The sequence below is a fragment of the Acinetobacter sp. YH16032 genome, assembly GCF_013417345.1.
In the GTDB taxonomy this organism is placed as follows: domain Bacteria; phylum Pseudomonadota; class Gammaproteobacteria; order Pseudomonadales; family Moraxellaceae; genus Acinetobacter.
In genome coordinates this window covers 13,451-32,424 of the sequence record NZ_VPEE01000031.1, presented here as the reverse complement: position 1 = coordinate 32,424, position 18,974 = coordinate 13,451, and the positions used below count along the sequence as shown (strand labels likewise).

Genomic DNA, 18,974 nt, shown 5'->3' with positions numbered 1-18,974 from the left:
GCGTGGATTTAGGAGAAGTTGCAACTTTTCTAAAAAGCTCGAAAATCATTTTAAAGCCTTTGATTTGACTTTCTTTTACCTTAATAACGGATTTGTTTAACGCCAGCATACTTTTTGAAACACCACCAATATTCCAATTATAGCCGTGGTTTATCTGGAGCATCATTTGCGCCAGCGGATATTCGTAAAGCGGATGGTAGTTATAGAGCGCCACTCAACAAGTTGAATAACAGTGATGCCCAATGTAGTACGCAAGGTGTTTTTTTCTTAACAGATGGGGCGCCAGTTGGTTTGAGACCAAAGACAGTACTCCCTGTTATGCAAAACGCGTTGGCAGATGAAAGTTTTACTTGTGAAGGCTCGCCCTTAAAAGATGTCTATTACAATTACGGTAATGCCAAAGGTCTCGGTGGTGCAGTGACCTTCAATGGTGAGTTTAAGGAAATGGCGACTCAGCCTTATCGTTTTTATGAAGATGATATTGGTAATGCTGTGTCAGCCAATCAAACCACCTGGCAAAACCGTAGTTCATGGGCTTGCGTAGGTAAGATGGTTCAGCGTTTGGCAAATCAAACACAGATGACCAGCGATGCGAATCAGAAGCGTGTTTATACATCTACTGTAGGTTTTGGTCCCTTATTCCAAAAGCATCCACGAGAAACCTGTCGTGATTATGACAATGACGGTCTATACGATCATTGTACTTTTGATAGTAGCTATACAGGTTCTGGAAATGACATTTCCAATAGTATGAATGCTCAAGCATTAAAACAGTTGGGGAATGTGATTGGTAAAGGGGATACCTACGGGACTCGCCAAGAAATTGGGGGGTATACCCAAGCGACTTCTGGTGAAGATATTCAGAATGCATTGAATACCTTCTTGGTTGCCGTCTCTCACGGTAACTTTGAGGCTGCTAGTTTTGGTACTTATGTGGTGCCATTTGACCGTTTATCAACAAGTTCAGCATATCCTTATGTATTCGCACCGCAGTTTCAACCACAGGTGAGCACAGCAAATTCGGTATTGGCTTCCACACATCAATTATGGTTAGGGAACTTAAAGAAATACAGTATTAACGCTCAAGCTGTGATGATTGATCGTGCGGGGAAAGAGGTACTTGATCGATCAGGTGCAATACGAACCAATACGCAGGATTTTTGGAACAATACTGGAATAGATGATGGTTTGAGTGCAATTCAAGGGGGCGTGTTCTCTCGGATTGCCACACCTTCACCACTAGCAGGTGTTACTGCTACAGACAAAATAAAAACGCGCCCGTTATTCACCAATGCAACGATTGCCACAACGGGTGATCAAGCAAAACGATTGGTAGGTTCTGAGAATGGACAACTGACGAAATTAACGACACAGAATGTGCTGGCCGCGACCTATATTGATTCAACCAAGTCGGGGTGGCGACAAAATGTATATCAACCCTATTTACTGTTGGCTTTGGGTTATCGACTTGATAAAAACTACTTAAGTGGCTTACCTGCTGGATACATTTGGAATGATCTAAATAAGGTTAAAGATCTTAAGGTGATGCAGCAAATGGGAGGCGTTGTTCACTCGGAACCATTGTTGGTGACGCTCGAAGCAAAATATAACGCGGGGTCTGGTACTATATTAGCGAATACCCGTAATGCGACTCATCGAAAAGATTACGTGGTATTTGGGACGATGCAAGGATTATTGCATGTTGTGGATCAAGAAACTGGTGAAGAGGCATTTAGTTTCTTACCTCATGAAATGGTTCAAGATCCAAGTCGACGAGACGCGTTACTTGAACAGTCCAATACACTATTGTCATCTGCGCATCCTATTTATGGCATGGATGGATCATGGACTTCAGATGTTCAATATAAGATTGATCAGAACAACAATAAGTTTATTGCTGCGAAAGCCAACATTTATGGTGGTATGCGCATGGGTGGGCGTAGTTATTATGCCTTGGATATGAAAAATCCGAACCAACCTGAATTACTTTTCCATGTTGATCCAAGTTCTGGAACGATAAAGAGTAAATCAACATCAGTGAGTGGCACAAATCAATCAGATGCCTTAAAAGCTATGGGATATAGTTGGTCTAAACCTACCATTGCTAAAATTCGTTTTGACGGCAAAGTTAAAACGGTCATGATTGTGGGTGGTGGCTATGATATGGCCTATGAAACGGATGGTTATCAGCCTCAATCTGCATTAACTGGTCAACGAGCTAATCAAGGGGCGGGCGTCTATATTTTTGATGCTGAAACGGGCGAATTATTGTGGAATGCACGCTATGGCAACCAATCGAATCAAACCAGTGTTGATGTTAAGCATGCTGAGATGAAATATAGTGTGGTCAGTCAAATTAAAGCATTTGACCGCAATACGGATGGTTTGATCGATCACCTATATTTTGGTGATTTAGGTGGGCAAGTGTGGCGCGTCGATCTCAATAATCGTCTTGGAACGAATACAACCGCGTTTGGACGAGTGACACGTCTTGCTGATTTTAGTGCGTATCACCAACGTTTTTATGAAATGCCTGCTTTGACCATCCATGATCTGAATGGTGAGCGATTTGGTGCGGTGAGTATTGCGTCAGGAAATCGCAGCTTTCCATTAAATACCAGCAATATTTATGACAATCGAGTCTATGTGTTACATGATTATGACTTGGCACAACCGAATTTGTTTCAAGCGAATTTTGCTAAAACACAAAACCTTACCGAAGCTCATTTAACTGCATGGTCTAATTTATCAGGTACAACAGTGCCACATCTGATGAACCGTAATAAGCGTGGTTGGTTCTATGTGTTGCAACGAACAACGGCTAAAAACGAAACAGCGAATACTGGTACAGTTAAAGCATTAAATGGTTATATTGCGATCGCAAATAGTCCAAGTCATTCAGATTTATATGTGTCTTTATACAATCCAAATGATGCATCGTCACAACAACCGAACCAATGTACTGGGGGCATTAAAGGAGCAAGTCGTACCTTAAAGCTTTGCTTGCCGTATGGTGTTTGTGGAGATGCTGGATCAACGTCTAATCTTCAAAATAAAATTGTGGCAGAAATCTCAGACACTAAGTCTGATGGGATTAGTAAGCTAAACAGCGTACCTATTGTCCAGAATGGTAAAAAGAAAACGACTTTGCTGGGCGGTGGTTATACCAACTATATCACAACCAAAGTGCTGAAAGCTTATAACTGGTTTGAGCGTCAGTAGGTGGTTACCATGAATCAAAAAGGTTTTACGCTGATTGAGTTGATGGTTGTTGTAGTGATAATTGCCATATTGATGACAATCGCAGTGCCATCATACCAAAGTTATTTAAAACGTAATGCTGCTGCACAGGCTCAGCAAGAAGTATCCAAAATTATTGAACAACTTGAACGCTATAAAAGTCGCAGTTTTTCCTATCGAGGTTTTGATGCGAAGTATATTTACGATCAAGATACATCAATGACGAGTATTTCCCTGCCTGATGCGAAGAAACCAAAATATGTGATTAGTATTGCCGATATCAGTGAAAAAACACCTAAAACCTTATTAAGTTCAGATCAGGGCTTGGGACGGGCATGGGGGATTCGAGCTGTACCAACGCAGACAGGCTATGATGCGTTTTTGGCTACGAGTCAGGGTATTCGTTGTAAAACAGAATATTTGGTGGAAAATGACTTAAAAGAAGTCAATGCATATACAGGATGTGGTGCAAATGCAAAACAATGGTAATTCAGGATTTACTTTAGTAGAGATTATGATTGCAGTGGTCATCATTGGAATTTTAGCCATGATTGCCTATCCGTCCTACCAAGAATATGTTCGTAAAACTAAACGTGTCGAAGTAAAAACCACATTGGCAGATATTGCAGCTCGACTTCAGCACTATCAGGTTGCGAATTACAGTTATATTAAATCGGATGGCAAAGCAGTCACGTTAGCTGAATTGGGATTTCAGACCAATGCGCAAAATCGAGTTGAAGTTCCGCATTATGATCCTGTCTATACGGTTGGTATATCAGATGTAACCAACAACAGTTGGGTGTTGAGTGCAGTGCCTGTGAGTGGAAAATTGATGCAAACAGATGGTCACTTTGTCATAAATGAAGCCAATGAAAAATGTTGGGTGAAAGCAGCTTCTTGTACGCCTTCTTCAAGTACAAACTGGGATGGAAAATAAATTTAAATTCAAAAATGTGGATAAATAATTTTTGAGCTTTCAATCGGATCAAAGTTCACGTAAAATACTGCCCTCTATGAAAGGGGTTTGAAATGTATCGATGGTCGGTGCAGGGATAATCCGTAAAAACTATAAGGTTCTATCATGGTTGTTATTCGTCTTGCACGCGGTGGTGCTAAAAAACGTCCGTTCTATCAAATCATCGTGACTGATAGCCGTAATGCACGTGACGGTCGTTTCATCGAACGTATCGGTTTCTTCAACCCTACAGCTCAAGGTAAAGCAGAAAAACTTCGTTTAGATGCTGATCGTTTCGCTCACTGGGTTGCTCAAGGTGCTCAACCTTCTGAACGTGTTGCTTCATTAGCTGCTCAAGCTAAAAAAGCTGCAGCTGCTGTTTAATACGGTAGAAGCTAGCCCATGACACCAACACAGAATGTTCCCGAAGATCGTATTCAGATTGGACAGCTACGTTCAGCTTATGGATTAAATGGGTGGCTCTGGGTCTATTCCAATACAGAACCTATGAGCAACATATTTGACTATCTGCCTTGGTACATCGAGACCAAAGCAGGTTGGCAAATTGTAGATGTGAAACGTTGGAAGCCACATGGCAAAGGCTTAGTTGTTTCGCTGAAAGGTGTGAGTGATCGTACTGCAGCAGACAATTTAGTTGGCGCAAATATCTGGATTTCTAAATCGCAACTGCCTCAACCAGGCGTGGACGAGTATTATTGGTCTGATCTAAAGGGTCTAACAGTGTTAGGTCTGGATGATGAAGAGCAAGAAGTCAATCTTGGTCAAATCCACGAATTGTTTGAAACAGGTGCTAACGATGTGATGGTAGTTCGCGCAACTGCTGACAGTGTCGATGGCGAAGAGCGAATGATTCCATGGCATAAAGATGTGGTGCAACGCGTTGATCTCGAAACTGGTCGTATCTATGTCAATTGGGGCGTAGATTACTAATATTTTCGGAAATACGGGAGTCTGCGATGTTTTTTGCAGTCATTACGCTTTTTCCTGAAATGTTTGAAGCGATTACAAGTTTTGGTATTAGCGGTCGCGCAGCGAAACGCGATTTAATGCAAATTCATTGTATTAATCCTCGTGATTTTGCAACAGGGAACTACAAACGAGTGGATGAGCGTCCATTTGGTGGTGGTCCTGGTATGGTGATGATGGCTGAGCCATTGGCAAAAGCAATTCATCGTGCCAAAGAGCTTGCAACGCAAGCAGGTGCTGTTCATGTACCTGTGGTGTATATGTCGCCACAAGGTAAAACCTTAAATGAACCTTCAGTACAAGATTTCGTGCAATATGACGGATTAATTGTATTGTGTGGTCGTTATGAAGGTGTTGATGAGCGTTTGATCCAAAAATATGTTGATCAGGAATGGTCCATAGGGGATTACGTTTTATCTGGGGGAGAACTGCCTGCGATGGTTTTATTGGACAGTATTATTCGGAGACTTCCGGGTGCAATGTCTGATGAACAATCACACGTTCAAGACTCATTTGTGGATGGTTTACTCGACTGTCCGCAATATACAAAGCCTGATCATTTTGAAGGTTTGGATGTGCCTGAGGTACTAAAATCAGGTCATCATGCAAATATTGAAAAATGGCGTTTTTTGCAGCGCTATCAACGAACGCTTGAACGTCGACCTGAATTGGTTGAAAAAGTTGAGTTGACTAAGCAGCAAAAGAAATGGCTCAAAGATTCGCAAAAATAAATCTTTTAGATTTATTTAAGCAAATATGACCTCAAGCATATTGCTTGAAGTATTAAATAGGCTCTTTATGCATTGAAGCGGTCAAGCATGAAGGGAAAGTCAATCGGGTCTATGCGCCTTAGCCTCTAGCCCCAGTGGATATCAGACCTCTTCTGACCCACACATATTGGAGATACCCCATGAGCGGTAAGCATCCTTTAGTACAAGCTGTAGAAAATGCTCAGCTTAAACAAGACATCCCAGCTTTTGCACCAGGTGACACAGTAGTTGTCCAAGTAAAAGTAAAAGAAGGCGACCGTGAACGTCTACAAGCGTTCGAAGGCGTTGTAATCGCTAAGAAAAACCGTGGTTTGAACTCTGCGTTCACAGTACGTAAAATTTCTAGCGGTGTTGGTGTTGAGCGTGTTTTCCAAACTCATTCACCAATCGTAGCTAAAATCGAAGTTAAACGTCGTGGTGACGTTCGTCGTGCTAAACTTTATTACCTACGTGAACTTTCTGGTAAAGCTGCACGTATTCGTGAAAAGTTACCAGCTCGTAAACAAGGTTAATTTTAGCCTTGCTTCGAAGCAAAAAAATGCGCCTTTTGGCGCATTTTTTTATGATCAAAACTTACAAACCTTGAATCTTCAAACGATTGGCATGTTGTCTAAAGATTGATACTGGATCAGGAGCAAAGAAGCCTTTAAGCCCAAGTATTTGATTGACTTCATCAAAATGATTTAAGTTGTAATTATCACGAATTACTTTACCGTATTTAGCACTACAAATAGGCACGAGACCATCGTGATTGCGTTCATTAGGCATAATCGCTGTCCCTAAGACAACAATTGCGGTATCTAAAATATCGAGAACATTAGTCACCTTTGAAGAACCAATCCAAGAATAATGATATACGCCGTTAGCCGTTTGTGATGAACCGTTAGAATTACAGTCTTTCGGGATCGCAGCAGATGGGAACTTTTGATTAAATTCTAAAGAACCTTTTACAGAAAGATCATACATGGATTGCTCGTAATTAACGCTAAGACTTGGATTACCTTCCATAATTGAAATTGCAGGTGCCAAAATATCACCAATAACTAATTTTGCTACACTATTAAGCACTTTACTATTTACGAAAGTATCTCCTAGGGGAGAGCCCTTAATACTGCCTGCAACAGCAGTTAGAGAAGCAACTTTCTCAGGAGCAATGGCTTCAATGTAACGTACAGTAGGTCCTCCATGACTATGGCCGATCAAATTGACCTTGTCTTTACCCGTAATAGCTAAAGCTGTTTCTACTTGTTGTAACAGTTGCTCACCACGAACCACAGTTGATGCGACAGGAGACATTTGAGCGACAAAAACACGTGCACCATTTCGTGCGAGGTCAGGGGTAATTTGATAGAACTGATCTAAACCGAAATGTTCTGTACCAATGCGGCTAAAACCTAATGCAAAGCCATGGGCCATAACAATAGGGTACTTAGTTTGCGCATAATTGGTATTTACGTATTTAGCTTCGACATCGATCAGGCCGGAAGCATATGTAAGTTGAGATAATCCTACCAGACTTAGCAGAAGTGCTGGGATCATTTTTTTTGTTTTCATTTTTTCTTCCTTAAAAAGACAATATTTATTGTCAAAAAATATTGTAAAGAAAAACTAAACAAAAATAAGATAAATCCGACTAAATGTTAATCATTATTAAACTGAAAGAAAGGGTGAAAAGCTCACCCTTTGTGTTTAGGTTTTATAGCCCTTGGAGTTTAAGTCGATTTGCATGCTGACGATAAACATCTACAGCGCTTGGTGCAAAAATGCTTTTTAAACCGAGTAGATGGTTAATTTCATCTAAATGATTCCATTTATAATTATCACGAATGACCTTGCCAAATCGAGCGGAGCAACGCCCTACAATTCCATCTCCATCTTTTTCAGCCAAAAGAGAAGAAGCTAACATGCCATAATCAGATGGATCTAAAGCGGTATTAAATGGAGAGTTACCCATAAATGAATAATAATGAGTATTGTTGACACGATAAGTCCCTTCGCCACATTGGGTTGTAGGTACACCATTTGGAAAATTCTGACTAAATTGGAGTGATTCTTTCGTTCCTAAACTTTGTAGGGCTGCTTTAGCATCATAAGGAAAGACTTTTGGATCAAGACCAGATGCGAATGTAATCACTGGCGATACCAGATTGTCAAAAATCGCGCGTGCAGGTGCTTCTAAAATATTACCTACCAGAACACCTTCTAGTATATCAGCCATTCTTGCTCCTTGATTTCCAGAAGCAATTGTCGTAACAGATGCGACATGATCAGGTATAACACCTGCAATATATCGAACAGTCTGACCACCATGACTATGTCCGATTAAATTCACTTTTTGCTTACCGGTAATGGCAAGTATCTCTTCAACTTGACTCAGTGCTTGTTCGCCTCGCACTTCACTTGAGTTCATCGTTGAAACACGTGTTTGCCAGATGTTTGCACCATTTCGAGCAAGATCAGGAGTGATCTGATAAAAGTAGTCAACACCGACCATACTACCAAAGCCAAATAAGCCATGGGCAAGCACAATAGGGTATTGGGTTTGTGCATAATTTGATTTAGGTGTTTTGACGGTATGGTTAACGGCTAAATCTTTAATTTGCGTTGAGGCTTGTGCAACAGGAAGAAAACATGAACCTATGCATAGGCTCATGACTAATTTTTTTAGTTTCATTTTCGATACTCATTCAGTGATTCGTTTATTTTTATGATTCAGGCGATATCCATCGCCATAATTTAAGATACTAAGATTGTGACTTAAGTCTATAAAAAAGAGATAAAGTGCAAATTTATTGATATAAATTGGATGGGTGACTCATTTATAGGATAGATATGTCATGCTAATGAGGGCTATTTAAACAGTCTGGACCCATCTAGAGATGAGTGCAGACAAAAAAATATATTAGAGACCTTGTTGTTTAAGGCGATTTGCATGTTGACGATACATCGAGACTGGATCTGGCGCAAAGACACTTTTTAAACCAAGCACTTGATTGACTTCATCTAGATGATTCCAATTGAGATCATCACGGATGGTTTTACCGAATTTCGCACTACAGCGTGAAACTAGACCATCATTCTCTTGACCACCATCAATTAATAAACTGGTAATTTTTAAAGCTGAGTCTACATCAAGTGGGTTTGTGACCGTTCCGATACCCGTAAAGGAATAGTTATATATTCCTTGTTCACGATATAAACCTTCAGAGCATGAGTTTTGAGGAACGCCTATAGGATATTTTTGATTAAATATTGCTGATCCTGCTAAGCTCAAACTATTAGCTCCCGCAAGTGAGTCATGAGGGAAGGATACTGGATCAAGTCCCTGTGCCCAAATAATAGCTTTAGACAGTAGATTGACTACAGCCACAATAGGTGTTTCAAGGATTGGTGCTGTATCACGAATTTTTAATATAAAATCAGACACTGGTGAGCCTTGATGTGGCGCCCCAATCGCTGTCATTGATGCGACTAATTCAGGTCTTACACCTGCGACATATCGAATTGTGGGCCCGCCGTGAGAGTGACCGATTAGATTGACCTTAGGCGATCCAGTGAGTGCAATGACTTCTTCAACTTGATGTAAAAGTTGCTCACCCCGAATTTCTGATGAGTTAAATGGCGATACACGGGAAGCCCATACATTTGCACCGTTACGGGCGAGATCAGGTAAAATTTGATACCAATAATCTACACCGAGTGGATCAGTGCCAATACGGATAAAACCAGACATTCCGTGACTAAATACGATTGGATACTGGGTTTTTGCATAAGTAGTTTGAAATTTTGAAGTCACTTGTTCAGGTGCTGTAGCAGCGTAACTCGTGCCAATTAAACATGCGAAAGAGAGGCATGTCCCCAAAATAAATTTTCTCATCTCTATTCCTTAGATGGATTGAAATACTCGACAATTTCCGTTGTCACAATAAGAGTATAGCGAAGCAAAAGGAAAGAAAAGTGGATTTAAACTTTAGGGAACAATTTTTAAGATAAGCCTCCATAATTTCGTGATGAGCGTATGGAGGCTTGAGAAGATTATAGTCCTTGAAGTTTCAAACGATTTGCGTGTTGTCGATAAACTGATACTGGATCTGCTGCAAAAATGCTAGTCATCCCTATCATTTGATTGACCTCATCTAAATGATTCCAACGGTAATCATCCCGAATCGTTTGTCCGAAGCGAGCACTGCAAACTGGGACTAAACCATCATTTGCACCTTCCTTAGATACAATGAAAGATGCCGCTTGCATTGCATAATCCGATGGATCAAGGGCATTGGTAAACGGTGTATTACCAGTAAATGAATACATACGCATGCCATTGACTTGATATGCACCCTCACCACATTTTGTGGTTGGTACACCCGCAGGGAAACGTTCTGTAAATGCTAATGAGCCTGCTGTAGATAAACTTTTAGCCGAGGCAAGCGAATCATGTGGCAGGCTTTTCGCATTTAATCCTTGTGCCCAAACAATTGCTCCCGAGACAAAATTCATCGCTGTCGCAAGCACAGTATCAAGTCCTGTTCCTTCTGAACGCAAGATAAAGTCTGCCATAGGTGATCCTTTATTCACACCAGCGACAGTGGTCATGGATGCCACATGTTCAGGAATTGTTCCACCAATATAACGTATTGATGGTCCACCTTGACTATGCCCAATTAAGTTCACTTTTTGTGCACCAGTAATGGCTAAAATATCTTCAACTTGTTGAAGCAATTGCTCTCCACGAATTTCGTTGGAGTTGAATGGAGATACTCGTGTAGGCCAGACATTGGCACCATTACGCGCTAGATCTGGCAGGATTTGGTGCCAATAATCTAAACCAAAGCTCTCTGTACCAAGACGGACAAATCCTGTTAGTCCATGTGCAAATACGATTGGGTATTTAGTTTTTGCGTAGGTATTGTATTTGCCAAGTGTCGAGGTCACAGGTTTCACTTCTAATGCAGAACCATTAGATAATTGAGTCGTTAAGCAAGCTGCAGACGTAAGTAGGCACGCCATAATTTTGTTGTATTTCATCATCATCCTCAACTTTTTATTATCAAACCCTAATCCTAGAGTTAAATTGATTATAGTGATGTAAATCACATTTTAAATATCGAATAGATGAATGGTAAATTTTTAAGGTTAAAAAAGAGAGGTAGATTTGATCAATGAACTATCTTGATGAAGATTTGAATCTGCTTTCAAATCCAGCTTAATGAATTTGAAAGCAATTACTCAATTAAAGAGCTAGAGATTTAAAGTCCTTGTAATTTAAGGCGGTTGGCGTGCTGTCTATAAACTGCAACTGGGTCAGGAGCAAAAAGTCCTTTAATTCCGAACAGCAAGTTCACCTCATCTAAATGATTCCACGGAAAGTCATCACGAATAGTTTTACCAAAATGGGCACTACAAACTGGAACGATGCCATCATTTTTTCCTGCTTTATGAACCGACAAACGGTCAAGTAGAACCATGACAGGGTCACCTAGATCCAAGGCATTCGTAAAAGGCTTGTTTCCTGTCATTGAATATAAATGAATTCCTTTTTCTTGATAAGCACCTTCGCCACAGTGGGTTAATGGTAAACCGAGAGGGAATTTTTGATTAAACAAGGCAGTTCCTTCAACAGATGTACTCACACCAGCGGCCATCGCATCATGTGGGAACGTATCAGCAGGAAGACCTTGCGCCCACATAATGACTTTACCAAAAGTGCTGATGAGAACATTCAGTAGCTCTGATGTTCCTGTTTTATCTGCGATTTTTAATACATCTGACGCGATGATTGTGCCTTTGTTGGCACCGGCTACAGTCATCACCGATGCAACATGTTCAGGCATTACACCTGCGGCATAACGAACAGAGTTTGCACCATGACTATGACCAATCAGATTGAGTTTGTCAGCACCAGTAATCGCCATGACTTCTTCAAGTTGTTGAACATATTGTTCACCTCGGACTTCAGAAGAATTGAAAGGAGACATTCTAGCCGCCCATGTGTTTGCACCGTTTCTTGCTAGATCAGGTAAAATTTGATACCAGTAATCCATGCCTAGACTTTCAGTGCCCAAACGTATAAATCCAACCATTCCATGAGCGAATACAATAGGATATTTCGTTTTGGCATAATCAGATTTGACACTTGAGACTTTGATCTGTTGAGCTTGAGTAGCATAAGTTGTCGTAGATGTTAGACATAGCGCTGTCACCAGCGAGCCTAGAATGTGTTTTATTTTCATTATTATTCCTAGTTTTTTAGTGAATCTATGATGTTCTTCCAGATGAACATACAGAAGACCTTAAAAGATGTTATTGAATGCAACAAGATACAAAAAATGCCAATTTAGCTTGCCGAATTAACATATAAAAAGCAAAAAAGAATCAAAAGTTTAAATAATTAAAGGATTTAATCATTAGCAAATGTGTTCAAAAAGCATTATTTAAATTTTGTCGAGAGTCGCTGATGGTCGGAAAAGTTATTCTGATGAATAGCTTTCCATTTAACTGCGCTATTTTGTGCGTCTAGAGTCCTGTCAGTTTCAAACGATTGGCATGCTGGCGATAAAGTGAAATAGGATCTGGGGCAAATAAACCTTTGAGACCGAACATCATATTAGCTAAATCGGTATGATTTAGTTTGTAATCATCACGAATTACACGTCCAATATGCGTGCTACAGCGCCCAACCATGCCATCATTATCTTTATTGCCATACGCTAAAGGCCCTAGCTGCATTAAAATGGTATCGATATCTAAGAGGTTGGTGGTTTGTGCAACACCAGTCCAAGAATAATAAAAGATTCCGTTGTCTATTGGGTTGCCTAAACGAGTACAACTTGACGCGAGAGCTTTTGTTGGAAAACGTTCATTAAATGCAGCAGAGCCTGTTTCAGTTAATGATTTCATCGAAGCATCAAAGCTGATCGGCATATCAGGACGACCTTGTGCATAAGCAATTAATGGGGGAATGATGTAATCCCCTAAAATATTAAATATTGTTCGAGTTGCTTCATTATTTTGAATTTTATCTGCGACCATAGAACCTCTGAAAGTCCCTCCTACACCAGTAACAGAAGCAACATAGTCGGGTTTTACTGCTGCAACATAACGCACAGTCGGTCCGCCGTGCGAATGACCAATCAGATTGACCTTTTTCTGCCCAGTGATCGCAATTACTTCTTCAACCTGAGAAATTAATTGTTCTCCTCGAAATTCAGTCGTATGAGCAGGTGAGAGTTGTGCTGCAAAAACGCGTGCACCATGGCGCGATAGATCAGGTAAGATTTGATACCAATAGTCAATATTGAATGTTTCATTGCCTATGCGAGACCAGCCTAACCAACCGTGTGTCATCACAATAGGATATTTGGTTTTTGCGTAACTACCGATCTTTGTCTCATTTACTTCGAGTAATCCCGGACCTGCGTGGGCAGTGAATGAGCTTGATAAGCATAGCGTTGTGACGAATGCTAACGTCGTAGGTATCAATTTAAGTTTTAAGTTTTTCATCGTTCTTCCCTGTGAATGAATGTGTTACTTGAAAAGATTAATCGGCAAAAGGAAGTTGACCGCCTTGATCATGAACTTGCTCGAATGTTTCTACCCGAAGTTGCTCTTGTGAATTATTAAAATGTTGAGAACGGAGGCGTTGTACAGCTTCCTGCTTTGCACTAGGGCTCATATTACTTTTTACAATGCTGTCACGTTCAGATAAATATTGATTGACCTTGCTTTTCCAATTTGAGCGCTGTCCATCAAGATTTTCTAGACGTTGTGTTGCTTCAGGACCGACTAAACTGAGACGCATTTGACGAATTTCTTCTGCACTACCACCACGAGCTTTAATTTCTGCAGTTAATTGACGAAGATCTTCGAGTTGAGAAAGTTGTTTTAAATTTTCTTTCCAATCTTCAGGTAGATCATTGAACAGTTCTTTTAATTTATCGGCTTTTTGTTTTTCAGATAAATTTTTATCTTCCATGACACTCATGCGAGCCAAGGTATAATCATGATATTCATCTTCGATACCAAATAAACCTTCAATTTCATAGTCTGAAAAAAATTGTTTACGTAATGATTTCATCTGATTAAAAATAGCTTTGTAATACTGCGCACTTTCTTTGTCATGGTTTGGTGGTGTTAGGTCTCCCATTTTTTCACGATATTGAACATAACGTGACCATAAATCTGTCAGTTGACCTAGTAATAGTTCTTGATAGGTGCTTTGAGCAAATTTAATAAAATCAGCCTTGATTTGCGGAATCTCTTTTTCACCGTATTGGGTAATAAAAAACTCAAAACAGTTCTTAGTATTTTCATTCACAATCAAACGGTTGGCATTATCGGTTTGGATTTGACAATTGATTTGAATATCTTGCTGACTTTTACTTGCAAAGCTAGAACCATTCACGGTTGTACTTTGTTGTAGCGCCATATTTTCTGATTGAATTTCGGCATCTTGTGCTGCTCGTTGTGAGTTTTCAACAGATTCAGCTGAGTCAGGTTTCAACCATTGAAAGAGAAGAAATAAAACGACCAGACAGGCCACAATCAGCAGAGTAATTTTCAATTTAGCTTTTGAATTCATTTCACATCCTATGAAATCATTTAGTTATTATTAATGGTGTAGAATAATTTGCCACAAATGTCACATTTTATGCATAAAAATTTAATCAATATTCGATAAATGGATTTGATAAAATAGCAGTATTTTACTGATCTGAATATTATCTAATGTCTGCTAAATCTCCAAAAATTACTCGACGTCATATAAGTGGTGTATTTCTACTCAACAAACCTTTGGGGATTAGCTCAAATGCAGCATTGCAAAAAGTGCGCTGGCTCTATCGTGCTGAAAAAGGTGGTCATACTGGCGCTTTAGATCCATTAGCATCAGGCTTACTCCCGATTTGCTTAGGTGAAGCGACCAAGTTTTCACACTTTTTACTGGAATCTACTAAACGTTATCAAACGACGATTCAATTGGGAAATAGTACAACTACAGGTGATGTCGAGGGTGAAGTTTTGCTCGAGGCACAACCGATTGAACTTAACGAAGATAAAATTCAAAGTGTGATTCAGCAATTCGTTGGAGACATTCAACAAGTTCCTCCAATGTATTCTGCTTTAAAGAAAGAAGGTCGTCCTTTGTACGAGCTGGCACGTAAAGGAATTGAAATCGAACGTGAGGCTCGTCCAATTCATATTTTCGCGATTGAACTGATGTCTTTCACTCAAGATTCAATTACTTTGGATGTGACATGCTCAAAAGGAACGTATATCCGAGTATTGGGTGAGGATATTGCTCAAGCTTTAGGAAGTTATGGGCACTTAACATATTTACATCGTATTCAAACTGGGCATTTTGGTATTGTGCCAGAGTACACTATTGAATATTTAGAAAGTCTAACTGAACAACAACGTGAAGCATTATTGTTGCCTGCTTATGCGCCTGTGGATCATTTTCCAAAGGTTCAAGTACCAGAAGGTCGTGCAGAATATTTCTGTCGTGGGATGGAAAGTAATATTGATCATCCTGCCGAATCTCAAGTCCTCGTATTTGATGAAAAAAAGTGTTTAGGTTTAGCTGAAATTACTGATAAAAAACGTCTAGTTCCTAAACGTGTATTAAATTTATAAGCGAACTCAATTATGGAATTAGACATCATCCTCAGCCTGATTTTTTTTGCATTTTGCGCAGGCGCAATTGATGCAGCAGTCGGTGGTGGTGGTCTCATTCAGATTCCAGCATTGATGAGTGCTTTTCCTCATATGGCGCCAGCAACATTATTTGGCACCAATAAGCTAGCTGCGGTTGTTGGAACAGCAACATCTGCGTGGACTTTCGCTAAAAAAGTTAAGTTTGAATGGAAGTTATTACTGGTGGTGGCGATATGTGCTGCCATCAGTTCTTTTGCGGGAGCTGCCAGTGTTTCCATGATTCCGAAATCAATCTTGCAGCCCTTTGTCTTGGTGATGCTGATTGTGATGGCAATTTACACATTGTCAAAGAAGGAGTTTGGACAGGTTCATATTGCACAAACGGTAAACACTAAAATTCTGATCTTGGCTGGAATAGGAAGTTTGGCGATTGGGTTTTATGACGGATTATTCGGTCCGGGAACGGGAAGTTTTTTTATTTTTTATTTTATTCGATATTTACAAGTCGATTTTTTGCATGCAGCAGCTTTGGCCAAGATTGGTAATGTGATGACCAATTTAGCCGCTCTTACATTCTTTATTCCTGCAGGCCACATTTTATTTGCAGTGGGTGCCATGATGGCTGTTGCTAATATGATTGGTTCGATTGTGGGGGTGAAATTGGCGCTTAAATACGGTAGCGGTTTTATTCGTATTCTGTTTTTAATTCTAGTATCTATTTTAATTGTTCGATTAAGTTATCAGATGTTCTTAATGTAAACCATTCTCAACATTAAACTTTTTTATACAAATCGCTTCTTAAACCTATCTCGAAGTTATCGCCTAAGCTCTTATAGTAAGTTGAGTGTTTTGAAGATCATTCAAGTTTTTCTTTTTTCAAATCATATTTATAAGACAGGATAACAAGATGAATATTTTTGAAGCTTTACGTGAAAGTCATGATGTTCAACGTGAACTTGCTGAGAAGCTGGTTCAAACTTCAGGGGACACGCCAGAACGCCGAACATTATTTGAGCAGCTAAAAAATGAATTGTTTGCTCATGCAGTGGCAGAAGACCGTTACTTCTATATTCCACTGATGATGACCGATTCAGGTTTGAATATTACGCGTCATGCATTAGCTGAACATCATGAAATGGACGAATTACTTGAGCAACTCACCGAAACTGAATTCAGTAATCCAGGATGGTTAGCCATCGCGAAAAAATTGTCAGAAACCGTGCATCATCATCTTGAAGAAGAAGAGCATGGCTTTTTTCAGCAAGCAGGAAAAATTCTAGAGGATAAACAAAAAGAGAGTTTGGCTAAAAAATATCAAACTGAATATAAGAAATATAAGAAATTAGATAAAGACAGCTTGGTTTAATTCCATGATAAAAAAGATGGCATGTGCCATCTTTTTTTATGTTTCTATGCCATGTGATTTCATTCTAGCAGCGCGATAAGTAACACCAATTGATGCAATCATAATACAACCCAAAGCAACGGCTTGTAATAAGGTAATGTGTTCATTCAACAGTAACCAACCTGTCAATGCACCTAATGCTGGTGACAAACTTGATAGCGTTCCATAAGACATTTTACTTAAATTCTTTAATGCCAATAAATCCAATGCATAGGGAATGGCTGTAGCCAAAAGCGCAATGACGATGGCTTGTGGCCAATATCTAAATTGAACTAATGCGGATGGATTATGAACCATACTGATCGGTAATAATGTCAATGCTGAGAGGACGATCGCAATGCTGAGAGCATGCATGCCGATATTCTGCCGAACGACTTTCTGTCCAAAATAAATATAGAATGCCCAACAAACGCCCGCACCAATGGCCATAGCAGCACCAAGATATGAAAAGTTAGTCGCATTGGCATCTTGCCAAGGCACCATCAGCACAACACCGAAAATTGCCAGGATGACCCAAATGTAATCACTTCGTTGTTGAATTGACAGTAAAGCCAAGGTGAGTGGTCCTAAGAACTCAAGTCCTACTGCAATCCCTTGCGGTAGTTTTCCTAATGATGCATAAAACAAGACATTCATCAAAGCGACTGAACCACTATAAAAGAGAAGATCTTTCCATTTTAAGTAAGGAAGGCGACGAAGAATTTTCCATGAACGGAACATCAATACAACCATAATTGATGCAAAGCATAGACGTAAAGTGACCACAGTAAATGGATCTAAAACTTCAAAAAGCTGCTTTGCGAAGGATGCACTAATTTGATAGGCGATCATGGATAAGACCATGAACAGCACGGCAGTGAGTTGAGCATTTGGCATTGGGAAAACGAAGCCGAATTAAAAAGAGTGAGACTGCTCAAATTTTAACATTATTATGATGACCACAGTGCTTCAATCCATCATGGAAAATGTAGTTTAAATGAAGTATGAGATCATTTTTGTTTGGCGTGTTGAGTGGTATAGGTGCAGCCAATTGAGGCACAAATGATGGTAAACAATGCTAGCCATTGATTCCATAACAATTGCTCACCCAAAAATACATACCCAGATAATGCGGCAACAGCTGGTTCAATACTCATCAGGGTACCGAAACTTAATGCTGTTAGATTTCGTAGTGCAATCATTTCTAAAGTAAAGGGTAAGGCACTGGCGAGTATCGCTAAAGTGATGAATAACATTAGATGATTAATTTCAAATACGCTTGCTGGCAAACCGATACTGAGGGCAATCGGCATAAGAATGATACTTCCAACAAACATGCCTAAACATACGGTGTGATTACCTGAAACTCCCGAAGGCCGCTGACCAGCAATAATATAAAGTGCCCAACATGCGCCAGCTGCCAACGCAAAAAATACACCAAGTAAATCCAAAGGTTGTTTGGCTTGGTCAAAGGGAAATAAAAGGATCAGTCCAATTATGGCCAAACCAACCCAAATAAAATCAAACTTTTGACGCGCATAATATAAAGCCACACTGAGTGGACCAATAAATTCAAATGAAACTGCTAAACCGAGCGGAAGACGATCAATAGCAAGATAGAACAACATGTTCATGCCAGCTAAAGCGACACCATAACTGACAATGGCTGTCCATTTAATTTGTTTGAATTGAATTTTCCAAACTTGAAAAATAATCGCCAAAATCACAGCGCTAAATGTCAGACGTAGGGCTGACACCGTAACGATAGGGAATTGTTCAAATAAAACTTTTGCTAATGAACCACTACTTTGTAGACTGATCATGGCGATCAATAACAAACCGAGTGCTTGTAACTGCGGGTTTATTTTTAACAAAGACATGGTTTTAAATGTATGATGGTTAGATTAGAAAGGGATATCTTTCATCTAAGTTGGCGGAGCCAACGTCAACTCAGATGAGACACCATAAAAAAACCACAGCTCGAAAA

The 18,974-nt window shown here is 39.8% G+C and carries 19 protein-coding genes and 1 pseudogene; 11 read left to right on the top strand and 9 right to left on the bottom strand.

The window, feature by feature from the left end:
* From FTV32_RS13310 to rplS, 8 genes and pseudogenes are all read left to right on the top strand, one after another.
* A pseudogene (locus FTV32_RS13310) lies at positions 1-100 on the top strand (IS1 family transposase); the annotation flags it as partial.
* A gap of 14 nt (positions 101-114) precedes the next feature.
* Complete coding sequence (locus FTV32_RS13305; RefSeq protein WP_180028920.1) at positions 115-3,222, top strand: PilC/PilY family type IV pilus protein; 3,108 nt, start codon at positions 115-117, stop codon at positions 3,220-3,222.
* Positions 3,223-3,231: 9 nt separating this feature from the next.
* Complete coding sequence (locus FTV32_RS13300) at positions 3,232-3,729, top strand: type IV pilin protein (protein WP_180028919.1); 498 nt, start codon at positions 3,232-3,234, stop codon at positions 3,727-3,729.
* Positions 3,713-4,177: a type IV pilin protein gene (locus tag FTV32_RS13295; RefSeq protein WP_171260680.1), complete on the top strand. Its 465-nt coding sequence runs from the start codon at positions 3,713-3,715 to the stop codon at positions 4,175-4,177. The genes FTV32_RS13300 and FTV32_RS13295 overlap by 17 nt, the downstream gene beginning before the upstream one ends.
* A gap of 144 nt (positions 4,178-4,321) precedes the next feature.
* Complete coding sequence (gene rpsP / locus FTV32_RS13290) at positions 4,322-4,579, top strand: 30S ribosomal protein S16 (RefSeq protein ID WP_035264308.1); 258 nt, start codon at positions 4,322-4,324, stop codon at positions 4,577-4,579.
* Between the two features lie 18 nt (positions 4,580-4,597).
* A complete protein-coding gene (gene rimM / locus FTV32_RS13285; RefSeq protein ID WP_035264305.1) occupies positions 4,598-5,146 on the top strand; it encodes a ribosome maturation factor RimM in 549 nt (182 codons plus the stop codon).
* Positions 5,147-5,172: 26 nt separating this feature from the next.
* Positions 5,173-5,913, top strand: coding sequence for a tRNA (guanosine(37)-N1)-methyltransferase TrmD (gene trmD / locus FTV32_RS13280; protein ID WP_092766672.1), 741 nt, complete (start codon positions 5,173-5,175; stop codon positions 5,911-5,913).
* A gap of 179 nt (positions 5,914-6,092) precedes the next feature.
* Positions 6,093-6,464, top strand: a complete 372-nt coding sequence (rplS, locus tag FTV32_RS13275) for a 50S ribosomal protein L19 (RefSeq protein WP_004787066.1) — start codon at positions 6,093-6,095, stop codon at positions 6,462-6,464.
* A 61-nt stretch (positions 6,465-6,525) separates the two neighbouring features.
* Here the strand turns inward: rplS and FTV32_RS13270 are convergent, their stop codons facing one another.
* From FTV32_RS13270 to FTV32_RS13240, 7 genes are all read right to left on the bottom strand, one after another.
* Positions 6,526-7,506, bottom strand: a complete 981-nt coding sequence (locus FTV32_RS13270; RefSeq protein WP_180028918.1) for a triacylglycerol lipase — start codon at positions 7,504-7,506, stop codon at positions 6,526-6,528.
* Between the two features lie 142 nt (positions 7,507-7,648).
* Positions 7,649-8,626 (bottom strand): triacylglycerol lipase, encoded by a 978-nt coding sequence (locus FTV32_RS13265; protein ID WP_180028917.1) that lies wholly within the window; start codon positions 8,624-8,626, stop codon positions 7,649-7,651.
* Between the two features lie 228 nt (positions 8,627-8,854).
* On the bottom strand, positions 8,855-9,829 hold the full coding sequence (locus tag FTV32_RS13260; protein WP_180028916.1) for a triacylglycerol lipase: 975 nt from the start codon (positions 9,827-9,829) through the stop codon (positions 8,855-8,857).
* A gap of 158 nt (positions 9,830-9,987) precedes the next feature.
* Positions 9,988-10,980 carry a lipase family alpha/beta hydrolase gene (locus tag FTV32_RS13255; RefSeq protein WP_373683360.1) on the bottom strand — a complete coding sequence of 331 codons (993 nt, stop codon included), beginning with the start codon at positions 10,978-10,980 and terminating at the stop codon, positions 9,988-9,990.
* 218 nt (positions 10,981-11,198) lie between these two features.
* The gene (locus FTV32_RS13250) at positions 11,199-12,182 is read right to left on the bottom strand and encodes a triacylglycerol lipase (RefSeq protein ID WP_180028914.1); all 984 of its coding nucleotides are present in this window, start codon (positions 12,180-12,182) and stop codon (positions 11,199-11,201) included.
* Positions 12,183-12,465: 283 nt separating this feature from the next.
* On the bottom strand, positions 12,466-13,452 hold the full coding sequence (locus tag FTV32_RS13245) for a triacylglycerol lipase (RefSeq protein ID WP_180028913.1): 987 nt from the start codon (positions 13,450-13,452) through the stop codon (positions 12,466-12,468).
* Positions 13,453-13,489: 37 nt separating this feature from the next.
* Positions 13,490-14,530: a lipase secretion chaperone gene (locus FTV32_RS13240; RefSeq protein WP_180028912.1), complete on the bottom strand. Its 1,041-nt coding sequence runs from the start codon at positions 14,528-14,530 to the stop codon at positions 13,490-13,492.
* 146 nt (positions 14,531-14,676) lie between these two features.
* Between FTV32_RS13240 and truB the strand changes: the two genes are divergently transcribed.
* The 3 genes from truB (at position 14,677) to FTV32_RS13225 (ending at position 16,969) form a co-directional block, all read left to right on the top strand.
* Positions 14,677-15,582 carry a tRNA pseudouridine(55) synthase TruB gene (gene truB / locus FTV32_RS13235; RefSeq protein ID WP_035264283.1) on the top strand — a complete coding sequence of 302 codons (906 nt, stop codon included), beginning with the start codon at positions 14,677-14,679 and terminating at the stop codon, positions 15,580-15,582.
* A 12-nt stretch (positions 15,583-15,594) separates the two neighbouring features.
* Positions 15,595-16,362, top strand: a complete 768-nt coding sequence (locus FTV32_RS13230) for a TSUP family transporter (RefSeq protein WP_092766679.1) — start codon at positions 15,595-15,597, stop codon at positions 16,360-16,362.
* Positions 16,363-16,510: 148 nt separating this feature from the next.
* A complete protein-coding gene (locus FTV32_RS13225) occupies positions 16,511-16,969 on the top strand; it encodes a hemerythrin domain-containing protein (protein ID WP_035264279.1) in 459 nt (152 codons plus the stop codon).
* A gap of 36 nt (positions 16,970-17,005) precedes the next feature.
* Here the strand turns inward: FTV32_RS13225 and FTV32_RS13220 are convergent, their stop codons facing one another.
* Positions 17,006-17,884 carry a DMT family transporter gene (locus FTV32_RS13220; RefSeq protein ID WP_180028911.1) on the bottom strand — a complete coding sequence of 293 codons (879 nt, stop codon included), beginning with the start codon at positions 17,882-17,884 and terminating at the stop codon, positions 17,006-17,008.
* Positions 17,885-17,997: 113 nt separating this feature from the next.
* Entirely contained in the window at positions 17,998-18,867 is an 870-nt protein-coding gene (locus FTV32_RS13215; protein WP_180028910.1) for a DMT family transporter, read from the bottom strand.
* Between the last annotated feature and the right edge of the window lie 107 nt (positions 18,868-18,974).

Bases quoted from the DNA above. Each gene is read 5' to 3' on its own strand.
- FTV32_RS13300 (WP_180028919.1), top strand. From the start codon at position 3,232: ATGAATCAAAAAGGTTTTACGCTGATTGAGTTGATGGTTGTTGTAGTG.
- FTV32_RS13295 (WP_171260680.1), top strand. From the start codon at position 3,713: ATGCAAAACAATGGTAATTCAGGATTTACTTTAGTAGAGATTATGATT.
- rpsP (WP_035264308.1), top strand. From the start codon at position 4,322: ATGGTTGTTATTCGTCTTGCACGCGGTGGTGCTAAAAAACGTCCGTTC.
- rimM (WP_035264305.1), top strand. From the start codon at position 4,598: ATGACACCAACACAGAATGTTCCCGAAGATCGTATTCAGATTGGACAG.
- trmD (WP_092766672.1), top strand. From the start codon at position 5,173: ATGTTTTTTGCAGTCATTACGCTTTTTCCTGAAATGTTTGAAGCGATT.
- rplS (WP_004787066.1), top strand. From the start codon at position 6,093: ATGAGCGGTAAGCATCCTTTAGTACAAGCTGTAGAAAATGCTCAGCTT.
- FTV32_RS13270 (WP_180028918.1), bottom strand. From the start codon at position 7,506: ATGAAAACAAAAAAAATGATCCCAGCACTTCTGCTAAGTCTGGTAGGA.
- FTV32_RS13265 (WP_180028917.1), bottom strand. From the start codon at position 8,626: ATGAAACTAAAAAAATTAGTCATGAGCCTATGCATAGGTTCATGTTTT.
- FTV32_RS13260 (WP_180028916.1), bottom strand. From the start codon at position 9,829: ATGAGAAAATTTATTTTGGGGACATGCCTCTCTTTCGCATGTTTAATT.
- FTV32_RS13255 (WP_373683360.1), bottom strand. From the start codon at position 10,980: ATGATGAAATACAACAAAATTATGGCGTGCCTACTTACGTCTGCAGCT.
- FTV32_RS13250 (WP_180028914.1), bottom strand. From the start codon at position 12,182: ATGAAAATAAAACACATTCTAGGCTCGCTGGTGACAGCGCTATGTCTA.
- FTV32_RS13245 (WP_180028913.1), bottom strand. From the start codon at position 13,452: ATGAAAAACTTAAAACTTAAATTGATACCTACGACGTTAGCATTCGTC.
- FTV32_RS13240 (WP_180028912.1), bottom strand. From the start codon at position 14,530: ATGAATTCAAAAGCTAAATTGAAAATTACTCTGCTGATTGTGGCCTGT.
- truB (WP_035264283.1), top strand. From the start codon at position 14,677: ATGTCTGCTAAATCTCCAAAAATTACTCGACGTCATATAAGTGGTGTA.
- FTV32_RS13230 (WP_092766679.1), top strand. From the start codon at position 15,595: ATGGAATTAGACATCATCCTCAGCCTGATTTTTTTTGCATTTTGCGCA.
- FTV32_RS13225 (WP_035264279.1), top strand. From the start codon at position 16,511: ATGAATATTTTTGAAGCTTTACGTGAAAGTCATGATGTTCAACGTGAA.
- FTV32_RS13220 (WP_180028911.1), bottom strand. From the start codon at position 17,884: ATGCCAAATGCTCAACTCACTGCCGTGCTGTTCATGGTCTTATCCATG.
- FTV32_RS13215 (WP_180028910.1), bottom strand. From the start codon at position 18,867: ATGTCTTTGTTAAAAATAAACCCGCAGTTACAAGCACTCGGTTTGTTA.